The 13,437-nt window shown below is 65.0% G+C and carries 5 protein-coding genes; 1 reads left to right on the top strand and 4 read right to left on the bottom strand.

Translation table 11 applies throughout. The features are described 5' to 3' along the window. From AABQ55_RS12150 to AABQ55_RS12140, 3 genes are all read right to left on the bottom strand, one after another. Positions 1-1,095 (bottom strand): amino acid ABC transporter permease, encoded by a 1,095-nt coding sequence (locus AABQ55_RS12150; protein WP_272805189.1) that lies wholly within the window; start codon positions 1,093-1,095, stop codon positions 1-3. A 16-nt stretch (positions 1,096-1,111) separates the two neighbouring features. Continuing rightward, complete coding sequence (locus AABQ55_RS12145; protein WP_272805188.1) at positions 1,112-2,266, bottom strand: ABC transporter permease subunit; 1,155 nt, start codon at positions 2,264-2,266, stop codon at positions 1,112-1,114. 73 nt (positions 2,267-2,339) lie between these two features. Next, positions 2,340-3,377, bottom strand: a complete 1,038-nt coding sequence (locus AABQ55_RS12140; RefSeq protein WP_244765764.1) for an amino acid ABC transporter substrate-binding protein — start codon at positions 3,375-3,377, stop codon at positions 2,340-2,342. A gap of 184 nt (positions 3,378-3,561) precedes the next feature. On the opposite strand from AABQ55_RS12140, the gene AABQ55_RS12135 reads away from it, so the two are divergent. After that, positions 3,562-4,281, top strand: coding sequence for a GntR family transcriptional regulator (locus tag AABQ55_RS12135; RefSeq protein WP_272805187.1), 720 nt, complete (start codon positions 3,562-3,564; stop codon positions 4,279-4,281). 487 nt (positions 4,282-4,768) lie between these two features. Here the strand turns inward: AABQ55_RS12135 and AABQ55_RS12130 are convergent, their stop codons facing one another. After that, entirely contained in the window at positions 4,769-13,363 is an 8,595-nt protein-coding gene (locus AABQ55_RS12130; RefSeq protein WP_272805186.1) for a GH36-type glycosyl hydrolase domain-containing protein, read from the bottom strand. Positions 13,364-13,437 lie beyond the last annotated feature (74 nt).

The following is a 13,437-nucleotide window of genomic DNA, read 5'->3' as shown; positions in this document are numbered from 1 at the left end:
TCAATGACGCGCCACGTTCAACCGTCTCTCCAGATAGGCGCCGTATCGGGAAAGCGTGAAGGTGAACGCGAAGTAGATTGCGGCCACGAAGACGTAGACCTCGACATAGGTGGCGGACCACTCGGCCGTCGAAAACGCGGCATTGCCGGAGGCCATGACCTCGAAGAAGCCGATGATGACGATCAGAGAGGTCTCCATGAACGTTATGACGACCTGGTTGATGGTCGGCGGCAGCGCATGGCGGAAGGCTTGCGGCAGGACGATGCGGGACATGGTCTGCCAGTAGTTGAGGCCGAGCGCATGGGCGGCCTCTTCCTGCCCCGCGGGAAGCGCCTGCATCCCGCCACGGATGATCTCCGCCTGGTAGACCGCGAAGAACAGCGAGAAACCGGCGATGACGCGGTAAAGCTTGTCGCCGACCAGGAAGTGCGGCAGCGCGTAGGGAATGATGATCGCCGCCGTGAACAGGATCGCCACGAGAGGAAGAGAGCGGATGCCGTCGATCAGGACCGCGACCGTCCGGGCGATGACGGGCAGGCGCGAACGCCTCAGCAGCGCAAGGCAGACCGCGATCGGCATTCCCGTGACGACCACCGTGGAGAACACGAAGAGCGTCAGGGACAAGCCGCCCCACTGGGTCTCGAGCACGGTGGGAAGGCCGAGGAAGCCGCCGCGCATCAATCCGTAAAACACCCCGTAACCGGCGATCCAGACCAGCGGCAACCGCTTCGCGGACCAGGAGAAGGGAAAGCAGGACACCACAACGGTCGCCAGGATGGCCGCGCAGGCGAGCGCCGAGCGCCATTGCTCGTCATAGGGATAAAGCCCGAAGAAGATCAGCCGCCAGCGCGCGGCGATGACCGCCCAGCAGGCGCCTGTCGCTTGCTGGCACACGTCCGGCCCGCCGGAGGACCAAACGGCATCGAGGACGGCCCATCGGAACACGGTCCAGACGGCCAGCGCGATCAGCGCGAGGCAGACGCTCGTCACGGCGGCCGCGCCGGGCGTCGCAAAATATCCCTTCCTCACGGCGGCGAGAAACGTGTCATGGCGCGGTGGCGGGATTTCGCCGGAAACGATCGCAACGTTCGACATGTCGGCGCCTTCCTTCCTAGCGGACATTCTGGCCCCGCAAGGCGATTGCACGATTGACGGCGTTCAAGACCGCGGCGAGGGAGAAATTGATCGCCCAGAAACCGGCGATGAGGATGAAAATCAGCGAGAGCGTCTGGCCGGAATGGTTGATCGAATTGGCGACGACCATGAAGAAGTCGCTGAATCCGATCGCGATGCCGATCGAGGTCGCCTTGACCAGCCAGACATACTGGTTGGTCAGGGTCGGAAGCATGATGCGGATGGCGAGCGGCAGCCTGATCTTCCAGAAGATCTGCGAGCCGGTGAGGCCGAGCGCGAGGCCCGCTTCGACCTTGCCGCGGGACACCGCAAGCAGGCCGGCGCGGACGATCTCCGCAATGTAGGACGCGCCGAACAGGGATATCGCGATGACGGCGGCGCAGAATTCCGGCGCAAGCTCAAGTCCGCCGGCGATCCTCAGGCCACGCTGGACCGGCAGGTCGAACAGCGGCGTCTCAGCGATCCGGCCCGACGACAGGACGCCGGCGACGGCCGCGACGAGAATGACGAACCCGGCCAGTTTCACAAGGCCGTCGTTGCGCCGGAGGACGGCAAATCGCCGTGCGGCATATCCGACGATCAAAAGCGCCAGGGCCGTCAGGACGGCAAGGCCGATCGCTCCACGTTCGATATTGAGGCCGGGCAGGTAGAAACCGCGGTTCGAAAAGTAGGCCAATTCACCGAGGTTGTAGGCATTGCGCGCATTCGGCAGATGCGTGAAGACCGAATACCAGAAGAAGGCCTGCAAGATGAGCGGGATGTTCCGAAAGAACTGGACATAGACGAGCGCGATCTTGCTCAGCAGCCTGTGCGCGGAAAGCCGGGCGGTCCCGATGGCGCCCCCCAGGATCGTCGCCAGGAAAAGCGTCAGCGCCGCGAGCAGGAGCGTGTTCAGAAAGCCCACCGCAAGGGCACGCGCATAGCTCGAATTGATATCGTACGGTATCAGGCTGAAGGATATGGTCCAGCCGGTGGCGTAGTTCAGGAAATCCCATCCGACGGCAATGCCCTGGGCATCGAGGTTACGGCGGGTGATGATCACCGCGGACGCGAGAATTGCGACGATCACCCCGATGAACAGCACCTGAAGACCTATGTCCCGGTGCTTGCGATTCCTCAGCACGGCGAACATCCGGCGCCTCCCCAACTCTTGTTGCTAAAGCGAGGAGCGCCCGCGCGCGACGCGCGCCGGCGCCACTCGATGCTCAATCGAGGATCGGCGGGACGAACACGCCGCCCTTTTGCCAGGGTGCGTTCATGCCGCGCTCCAGCTTGTAGGGCGAGTCCTTGCCGACATTGCGATCGTAGATCTCCTCGGCGTTGCCGATGACCTTGATGACATTGTAGGCCCAGTCGTCGGAAAGGCCGAGGCGATTGCCGATTCCGGGCGTGACACCCAGCAGCTTCGCCACCGTGGCGCTCTTGGGATTTGCCTTCTGCTCGTCGATGTTCTTGCTTGTGATGCCGTTCTCCTCGGCGATCCGGCCCACGGCGATCACCCAGTTGACAAGATCGACCCAGGCATCGTCCCCTTGCCGCATCGCGGCCGCCTCGGGCTCCATCGCAAGGACATCCGGCAGAATGGCATGTTCGTCGGGGTTGGGAGCGGAGGCGCGCCGCGCCGCGAGCACCGGACCCCATTCGGCGAAGGAATCGCAGCGGTTGGCGAAATAGGCGGCCGAAGCCTCGGTGTTCTTCTCGAAGGAGACGAGCTTGATGTCGTAGTCGTTCGCCTTGATGTAGTCGGCGATCAGCCGTTCCGTGCTGGTGCCCCCGGCCGTGCAGATCGTCCCGCCGTCGAGGTCCTTCACGGAACCGGCATTGAGCTCCTTGTGGACCATGAACTGGGTGGCCCCGAGGAAGTAAGGGGTGCTGAACTGCACGCCGAGTTCGGTGTCCCGGCTCATCGTCCAGCCGGTCGCCTTAATGACGAGGTCGAGATCGCCGGACTGAAGCGAGGGGAAGCGCTGCGCCCAGCTGATCGGGATAAGCTTCACCTTCTCGTCGCTGCCGAAAATGGCGATACCCACGGCGCGGCAATAGTCGATGTCGATGCCGTGCCATTTTCCCTTGTCGTCGATCTCGAAGAAGCCTTGGAAGTTGCCGTCGCCCGACGTGCAGTTGAGCTCACCGCGCGCCTGCACGGTCTTCAGGGTATCGCCGGCGGCCGCATATGCGGCCATCGGAACAATCGCCGCCGTTCCGGCCAGCAGCGCCGCGGTGGTAAGAGCCTTGACGTTCATTGAAATCTCCCGAGTTTGCCTGCGCCCTCGCGCCGTTCCCTGTCGCCATCGTCCGGTCTTGTGCCGGCTCCGTGTCGACTAGACGAATTAGTCGGCTTCGTGTCGACAAAGTCAAGCGAAAAGTTTACGTTGCCGTCACGCTGTTTTTCTGGCCCAATGCCGGAAGCGGAAGGAAGGTGCCTAAGTGTCTGAAGAAACTGAATCGAAACGCGTGCGCGGCACCGGCTGGAAGCACGTCTACGACACGTTGCGCAACGAGATCCTGGCCCTGACCCTGCAGCCCGGCCAGCTGCTCGACGAGATGACGCTGGCCGAACGCTTCGACATGTCGCGTTCCCCGGTGCGTGAGGCATTGATCCGTCTGGCAGGCGAGGAGCTGGTGGTGACGCTCTCCAATCGCAGCACCATCGTCGCGCCGATCGAGGTGGCGAGCTTTCCCAAATATGTCGAGGCGCTCGATGTCGCTCAGCGCATGAACACGCGTCTTGCGGCGGCCCTGCGCACCGAGGCGGACCTGAAGATCATCGCCAGGCGCCAGAGGGAATTCGAGGCGGCGGTGAAGACCGGCCAGCATTTGAGGATGTCGGAGGCCAACAAGCAGTTCCACATGGCGATTGCCAATGCCGGCAAGAACGCCTACCTCGCCTCCTTCTACGAGCGCCTGCTAAACCAGGGCCAGCGCATGCTGCATCTGCATTTCGAGTATCTGGAGCGTACGAACGACGGTTATCTCCTCACCGACGAACACGACCTGATGCTGGAGGCGATCCGCGCCAAGAACGTCGATCTCGCCGACGAGCTGGCCCATGCCCACACGCGACAATTCCAGGACAATTTCATCGCGTTCCTGCGCGAGAACTACACGACCGACGTCTCTTTTGGCTCGCTCGCCGCCGCACAATAGCCTGCCAGTCCGCCGAAATAACCGGGTTGAGCTGCTGGTGCTTGCAAGCCGCGCAAGCATCCAACAAACCGTCCGAACGGTCGCAGGGCCGTTCGGGCCACCGCGCTCATTGTCGCCACCGCCATTGCTTCGAGAATGTCGTGGCCCGCTCAAATTTGTCGAAACAGCACACGTGCTTCGACAAGCAGGCGCCGAGTGCGAAAGCAGGGTAAAAATGTTGGAGCGGGTAGCGAGACTCAAAACCAGGCTCTAACGTTTTGACCTAATAGCATTCTTCCAGTTCACGATTTACTGATGTACCACTTGATGTACCGGAAATCGTTGATTGGTGAGATTCTATCTCAGTCATAAGACCATAATTTTCCACCAAATTCCACTATGCCCCAAGGTTTTGAAAGGATTCGAACACGAGACCCATCTGTTATCTCCGCACAAAATGTGCCTCATGAACAACTTCAGCGCTCACAGCATTCACATATTCGCCGCCTCATACTTCAACCAGGAGAGTGTGGCTCCTCCCACTCAATGGGAAACGGATTGGACCGCCGGTGTAAGGTAAAGAAGAGCCGTCCAAAATCGCGGAGGGCGCACGGTCCGTTCGATCCGCAACCCTCTCGATGCGGATGTCGTAGCAGGTATCACCCATTGTGATCGTCACCTCGAACTGCGGCCATGATTTCGGCATGCAAGGCTCCACGACAAGAACCGTGCCCTCCCTATGCAGGCCGAGGATGCCCTCGATGCCGGCGCGGTACATCCAGGCGGCGGAGCCGGTGTACCATGTCCAACCGCCGCGCCCGACATGGGGCGCGACCGAATAGACATCGGCGGCGATGACATAGGGCTCCACCTTATAGCGTGCCGCCGCTTCGGGCGTGTTTGCGTGATTGACCGGGTTCAGCAGCGTGAAGAGATCGTGCGCCTTGTCGCCATCGCCCAGCTTGGCGAAGGCGAGGATAGCCCACATAGCCGCGTGGCTGTACTGGCCACCATTTTCGCGCAAGCCCGGCGGATAACCCTTGATGTAGCCGGGATCGCGCACCGTTGCGTCGAAAGGCGGCGTGAACAGAAGGGCGAGGCCGTCGTCCTTGCGGATCAGATGGCTTTCCAGCGACGCCATGGCGGTGGCGGCGCGAGCGGGATCGGCCGCACCGGACAGGACCGCCCAGGACTGGGCGATGCTGTCGATCCGGCATTCGTCACTGTCCTTCGCGCCCAGCCATGCACCATCATCGAATGTGGCGCGTCGATACCAGTCGCCATCCCAGGCTTCCCGTTCGATGGAGACCTTGAGGCTTGCGGCATGCGCCTTCCAGTGCGCCGCACGTTCGGGATCGCGGCCCTCGGCAAAAGGCGCGAAGAGGTCGATCGTGCGGATCAGCAGCCAGCCGAGCCAAACGCTCTCGCCCTCACCGCCCTCCCCGACCCGGTTCATCCCGTCGTTCCAGTCGCCGGTACCCATCTGGGGCAGGCCGTGTCGACCGGTGAGCGCGACGGCCTGGTCGAGGCCGCGGGCGCAATGCTCGAAGAGAGAGGCGGCCTCGCCGGAGGGCGCGGGCTGGAAGAAAGCGTCATGCTCCCCTTCGGCAAGGGCGGGCCCTTCGAGGAACGGAATGACTTCATCGAGAATCGCCGCGTCGCCGGCCGTTCCAACATAAGTCGCAGCGGCGAAGGCGAGCCAGATCCGGTCGTCGGAAATCCGGGTGCGAACGCCCGCACCCGAATGGGGCAGCCACCAATGCTGCATGTCCCCTTCGGGAAACTGCCGTCCGGCAGCGCGCAGGATATGCGCCCGCGCCTCCTGCGGCCGGGCGAAGGCCAGCGCCATGCCATCCTGCAACTGGTCGCGGAAGCCATAGGCCCCGCTTGCCTGGTAGAAGGCCGAGCGCGCCCATATCCGGCAGGCGAGCGTCTGGTAGAGCAGCCAGCCGTTCAGCATGATGTCCATCGCCCGGTCCGGCGTTTTGACCCGCACGGTCTTCAGCAGCGTCTGCCAATGCGCGGAAACCTCGGAAAGAACCGCATCGAGGTCGGCGGTGCGGTAGCGGGCGATCAGCGCGCCGGCCTCCTCAACCGAAGCGGCCTGGCCGAGGAAGGAGACGATCTCGATACTCTCACCCGCGTCCAGTTCGATCGTGCATTGCAGCGCGGCGCACGGATCGACCCCCGCGCCGACCTTCGCGCCGAGCGGCATTCTCGTCCCGAGAGCCGCAGGCCGCGCGGAACTGCCGCCCCGTCCGAGGAATTCCGTGCGGTCGGCGGTCCATGCGGTCTGCCGGCCGCCGAGATCGGCAAAGGCAACGCGACCGGGAAAGCCCATAGCCCATCGATTGCATACGAAGATCGCCCCCGTTGCCGCGTCGACGGATGTGGCGATGAACGGTGCGCTTGCACCTCGCAGGGTGCCAAGCACCCATTCGGCATAGCTGGTGACCGAAAGCCGGCGCGGGCGCGACGAACGGTTGGTCAGCGTCAGCCGCGAAATGCGGATCGGATCGGCGAGCGGCACATAGGACAGCAGCTCGCTTTCGATCCCGTGCGCCCGATGGCTGAAGCGGCTGTAGCCGAAGCCGTGGCACGCCACGTAGCGCCCGCCATCCCGGATCGGCTGGGCCGTCGGGCTCCAGAGGTCGAGCGTCTCCTCGTCGCGGATGTAGAGCGCCTCGCCGGAAGGATCTCCGACCGGGTCGTTGGACCATTGCGTGATCTGGTTCTCGCGGCTGTTCTCGGCCCAGGTATAGGCGCTGCCGTCGGCTGACACCTGGAAGCCGAAGGCCGGATTGGCGATGACGTTGATCCAGGGCATCGGCGTCGTCGCGCCGTTTTCCAGCACGGTCACATATTCCGTACCATTCCTGCCGAAGCCGCCGAGGCCGTTGAAGAACTCCAGCGTTTCCGGCTGCGCGACCGTCTCGGCCGTGGCCGTTGGCGGAAACCGCGGCGGCAGCGCAGCCGAGTGCTCGATGCCGGCGGAAAGACGCGCGAGCTGGTCGGCGATGAGGCCGCGGTGGGCCGACAGCACGACGCGCGCGGTCGCGTTCAGAAGGTTTTTCGTGTCCTGGTTCAGGAAATCGGCGCGCAGCACATGAACCGCGCCCTGCGCCGGCATGTCGCCGAAACGCGGGCGGGACTGGCTGGAGCGCACGGCGGCTTCGACGGCGTTCTGCAGGTCCTGCACATAGGAGGCAGCGCGCTCGTTGACGATCACCAGATCGACGGCGAGCCGCTTGATGCGCCAGTATTCATGCGCGCGCAGCATCTGGCGCAACTGGGGAAGGTCTTCGACATCCTCGATGCGCAAGAGCACGATCGGCAGGTCGCCCGAGATGCCATACGGCCAAAGGCCGGACTGCGGGCCGGCGCCGGCGAGAATGGCGTCCGAGGCCGGGCGGAAGCGCGCGTCGGCATAGAGGATGGGGGCTGCAAGACGCTGGAAGTCCGCTGCCTCCTCCAGGTCCATATCGAGATGGTGAAGCTGCACCTGCGCCTGCGTCCAGGCCAGCGTCTTCGCCCGGTCGAAAGCATTCTTGTCATGATGCTTGTCGATGCGTTCGAGGAGCTCTTCCCGCGACCCTGCGACGATCGTCCAGAAGGCGACCCGCGCCACCTTGCCGGGAAGGACCCGCACGCTGCGGCGCAACGCGAAGATCGGATCGAGGACGGTGCCCGCCGTGTTGGAAAGCGCCTGCCCGTCATGGATGGCGGCGGCGGTGGCGATGGAGCGGCCGCGCCCGAGGAAACGGGCGCGATCGGATTCGTATTGCGGATCGGCAATCGCATCGCCCTCGACCACGGCGAAGTGAGCGGCCCAGATCTCGGCCTCCGAGGGCGCGCGCCGCCGCCGCGTGGCGATGAGCGCGCCGTATTCGGCCAGGTGCTCGGTCTCGACGAACATCTTGGCGAAGGCCGGATGCGCATTGTCGGTCGCCGCGGAGGCGAGCACCAGTTCTGCATAGGAGGTCAGCTCGATCTCGCGTGCCCGGGGCCCGATGTTCGTCAGGTAGATGCGGCGCACCTCGCCGTCGTCCTCGCCGGAGACGATGACGTCCATTTCCGTCGTCAGCGTCTCGTCATGGCGGATATATTGCGCATGGTCCTCGCCGAAGACCACCGAGGCGTCGGCCTTGTCGCCCATCGCCGCGACGGTGGGGGAGAAGACCGTGCCGGCCTGCATGTCCTTGAGGAAGATAAAGGCGCCGCAATCGTCCCGCGTCGCATCCTCGCGCCAGCGCGTGACGGCGATATCGCGCCAGCGGCTGTAGCCGCCGCCCGAGGCCGTCAGCATGACAGCGTAACGTCCGTTGGAAAGCAGGTGCGTGACCGGCGCGCCGGCGGCGGGCAGCGACAGCCGGCGGACCGACGGTGCCGGGTTCAGCGAAATGCCTGCCGATGCCTTGACCTCCTCGGCGCGCGGTCGGGCGATCGCCACATCGCGCGGCATGCGCTCCGACAGCAGCAGTTCGCTGGCCATGATCATGGGTTCGCGGTGGAACCGCGCCCGCATGCGCCCGTCCTGCAGAAGAACGGCGATGGCGACGATGGTCATGCCCTGGTGGTGGGCCATGTAGCTGCGGACGATCTCGACGCGCGCATTTTCGGGCAGGCGGGCGCGGGTGAAGTCCAGCGCCTCGTAGAAGCCGTGAACGCCGCGGGCGCCCATGGCTTCGAGACGCCGGTAGTTGTCGAGCGCGGCATGGGGATCGACCATGGCGGCAAGGCCGGTGGCATAAGGGGCAACGACCATGTTGCCCGACAGGCCGCGCTTGAGCCCCAGTCCCGGCACGCCGAAATTGGAATACTGATAGGTGAACTCCATGTCCCGCGCATTGAAGGCGGATTCCGATACGCCCCAGGGCACGTTCCGCGACCGCCCGTAGGCCTCCTGGCGCGCCACGATCAGCCGGTTCGTGTCGTCGAGCAGACTTCCCGCGGGCGCGCGCATCACCAGCGACGGCATGAGATATTCGAACATCGAGCCCGACCAGGAGATCAGCGCCGACCCGCTGCCGAGCGGTGTCGCCGCCCTGCCGAGGCGGAACCAGTGCCGCGTGCCGACATCGCCCTTGGCGATGGCGAAGAAGCTCGCAAGGCGCGCTTCGGACGCCAGCAGGTCGTAGCAGTTGGGGTCGAGGCCGTTGTCGGCGAGCGAATAGCCGATGGACAACAGCTTCCTTTCGGGGTCGAACAGGAAGGCGAAATCCATGTCGAGCGCCATGGTGCGGGCCGTGCCCGCAAGCGCCTGGAGCCGGCCTTTCACGGCGGCGGCATCGTCGCGGAGCGCCTGCCGGTCGCGCGCCGACTCGACGGCGGATCGTCTGAGCGCCGCGATCCAGAAGACGAGATCGGCGACCGCGCCGCCCTCGGCCGGCCCCACCAGTTTCAGCGCCTTGTCCAGAAGTCGCGTCAGTGCCGGCGTTGCGGCGTCGAAGGATTGCGGGCCGCGCACAAGGATTTCGACCTCATCGAGAATGGACGACAAGACGGCACGGTGATTACCGGGCGCGTCTGCAAGGGCCATGCGGGCAAGCGCCAGCGTATCGCCGAAACCCTCGCCGTTTTCCGCCGGCGGCATCATCTCGGCCCACTCCTCGCAGGCATTCGCCAGCGCGATCAGGTGGCCGGCGAGATTGCCGCTGTCGACGGAGGAGACGTAGGGCGGATCGAGGGTTCTCAGATCGCGCGTATCGTACCAGTTGAAGAAATGCCCGTTGAAGCGATCGAGCCGCTTGAGCGTCGTGAAGCTCGCTTCCAGCCGTTCGAGCGCCTCGAGGGTTCCCACCCAGCCGAAGTCGCGTGCGGCGACCGTCGAGAGAAAATAGAGGCCGATATTGGTCGGCGAGGTACGGTGAGCGACGGCCGGCAGCGGGGTTTCCTGGAAATTGTCCGGCGGCAGCATATTTTCCAGCGGGGTGACGAAGGTTTCGAAGAACCGCCATGTGCGCCGCGCGACGAGCCGGAGTTCCACCGCATCGGCATCCGAAAGCGCCTTGCCCGGCCTTGCCGTCGGCGACCGGCTGACCCAGAGCGCGATGGCGGGCGCGGCCAGCCAGAGTAGCGCCAGCAGAAATGCGAGAGCCCAAGCGGCCGGCGAGAACGCGACGGCGGCCGCCAGAAGGGCCAGTGCCGCAACGGTGCCGCCCGCCATGTCGCGGTAGAAACCGGCAAGCGTCAGCCGCGTCCGGTTTCCCGATGTCGCCGCGGTCGTCCATTCCAGCAGTTTCCGGCGCGTCACCAGCAGGCGGCTTGCGGTTCGCAGCATGGCATCGCAATTGCGCCATGCCTGGTCGGGCAGGAATGCGAGGCCGAGCCCGATCTGCATCGCGGCGAGCTTCAGGTCGCCGGCAAGCCTGACGGCATGGCTGCTCAACTGCAGGCCGCTGCGGCGTGGCAGGATGGCGAAGGCCAGCGGCAGGAACGCGGGAATGGCGAGGCAGGATGCGATCAGCAGCGCTCCCGTCATTCCCGCCTGCAACGGCATCGCGCAACAGGCTACGAGGGCTGCGAAGGCCGAGGGTGCGATCAAGGTGCGGCGCAGATTGTCCAGCATCTTCCAGCGGCCGAGCGCCGGAAGCGCCCGCCGTCCGAATATCCACGGCAGCAACTGCCAGTCGCCGCGCGTCCAGCGGTGCTGCCGCCGGGCCGCGACGTCGTAGCGCGCCGGGAAATCGTCGACCACCTCGATGTCGGAGGCGAGCCCCGCCCGCGCGAAGGTGCCCTCGAAGAGATCGTGGCTGAGAAGGGTATTGTCCGGGATGCGCCCGGCAAGTGCCGCCTCGAAGGCATCGACGTCATAGATGCCCTTGCCGGTATAGGAGCCTTCGCCGAACAGGTCCTGGTAGACGTCCGAGACGGCCGCCGCATAGGGATCCATGCCGCCGGGCGCGGAAAAGACCCGCTGGTAGAGCGAGCCTTCGCGCCCGATGGGAAGCGACGGGGTGACGCGCGGCTGGATGATCGCATAGCCGTCGACCACCCGCTGCTGCCCCGCGTCGAAACGCGGCCTGTTGAGGGGATGCGCCATCTTGCCGATCAGCCGCAGGACCGTGTCGCGCGGCAGTTTCGTGTCCGCGTCGAGCGTGATGACATAGCGCACGTCCGGGGGCACCGTCGGCGGCTTTCCCGCAAGCGCCATGAAGCTGGTGTCGGTGGCCCCGCGCAGCAGGCGGTTGAGCTCGTGCAGCTTGCCGCGCTTTCGCTCCCAGCCCATCCAGACGTTTTCGCCGGCATTGAACCGGCGCTTGCGATGCAGCAGCAGGAAGCGGTCGCCAGCCGGGCCCGGTCCGTGCCGCCGGTTCAGCTCGGCCATGGTCTCGATGGCGAGCGCGAGAAGCTCGCCATCGCCCTCGGCACTCTCCTGCGGGGTGTCCCGGCCGTCGGTCAGCAGGGCGAAGCTCAGGTCGCCGCCCGCGCCCGAGAGATGATGGACCTCCAGCCGTTCGATCTGCTCCAGCAGGTCGGCGCGACTGGTCATGAGCGTCGGCACGACGACAAGCGTACGCGATGACTGCGGGACGCCCTGCGCAAGCTCCAGCCCCGGCAGGGTCGTCGCGCCGTGGCTCCAGCTTACGAAACGGTTGACGAGCGCCGTTGCGATATCGCTCGCCGGCAGTAGCGCCAGAACGGCGAAGACGATCATGCCGAGCGCGGAGAGGCCCGTAGCGGACAGCAACCATAGCGCAACGGCGAGAGACATCGATGTCACCACGCCGATCGCCCCGGCATAGCCGGCAATACCCGTGTGCGCCACCAGCCGCCCGGCCATCAGGCGCCGGGGCCGGCGGAATCCGACCATGCGCTCGAAGGCCGGCCGCCCTTGTGCGATCAGGTGGTAGCCGGGATCGCCCACGCGTTCGGCCTGGGAGGCGGCGTTCCCGACAACCGGCGCTGTCCGCGCCGCTTTCACCGCCAGCCCGGCAATGTCGAGTTCCGACAGGTCTGAGCCGCGGGCGAGATCCTCGATGGCGCTGCGGTAGAGGTTGCGCGTCGCGAAATCCATGCGGGCGAAGCTGCCATCGACAGACAGGCGGGCATCGACCAGGCTGACCTTCTCAAAAAGATCGGCCCAGTCGACATCGCCGATCAGCCGCATACTGGTAATGATGTTCCTGACAGTGACGTTGGAGGCGCCCTGGCGTTGCTGGGCATGGCGCACCACAGCTTCCACAAAGGTCCCCTGCTTTGCCAACCTCGCCTCCAGCCAGCCATGGGCCGGCGTCGTGTTGGGATCATGGTCGCGTAGCCGCTTGGCAAGCTGGGCCGCAAAGAGCTCGGGCAAGGGACCGGCGGATACCTTCTCGTTGCCACGCCCCTCGTTCGCCAGAAGACGGTCGGCCAGCGCATCCGCCTCTGCACGCATGCGGCGCCCGGCGGTGATCTGGTCGGCCAATCTGCGCAGATTTTCGACAAGCACGATGCGCAAGGTGATCGCCACGGCCCACAATTCCCCAATCGTCAGGGGTTGGACCTTTTGGTAGGCCGTGATGAACCGAACGAGCGTTTCCGGATCGAAGTGGCTGTCGGTGTGCGCGACGAAGGCCCATGCAATGCCGAACACGCGTGGATATCCGGCGAAAGGCCCTTCGGCCAGCTTGGGCAACTGCCTGTAGTAGTTGGGCGGCAGGTCATCATGAATCTCGCGAATCTGCTCTTCGACCAGATGGTAGTTGTCCAGCAGCCATTCCGCCGCCGGCACGACGCCGCGCTCGTTCTCCACCTCCAAGGCACTGGCGCGGTAGGCGGCGAGGAGGACCGCCGCGTTGCTCTTCAGGCGCTTGTGCAGGGACTGGACGGATGGCGGTCGCCGCGTCACCGGTTGGGCAAGCGCAAGGGTGGCGGCGTGCTGCTCGAGCCTTTCGATCCCAAACAGTTCTTCCCGCACCGGGGTGGGATCATTCAACGGCATGCCCGACGCCCGGTTAAAACCGAAGCCGGACTGCGGAATGCTGCCCTTGCCTTTCCCGCGCGCAACCGCTTGCGGCTCCGTCAGCGGCCTGGAACCCGTCTCGGGATGGACGGTCCGTTCGGTAACGGCGGTTTCCGAACTGCCAATGTCTTCGACGCCACGCTTTTGGCCTTTGGCCATAATCATTCCTTTGCCTGGATGCGGCCAGGCAGCCGGCCGGGCGAAATCCGGCAGTCGTTTTGGAGATGTGAAAG

It is taken from the genome of Shinella sp. WSD5-1, from assembly GCF_963942435.1.
GTDB classification, from domain to species: Bacteria; Pseudomonadota; Alphaproteobacteria; order Rhizobiales; family Rhizobiaceae; genus Shinella; species Shinella yambaruensis.
Note: the sequence above shows the minus strand (reverse complement) of the source record. Positions and strands in the feature narration are given on the sequence as shown.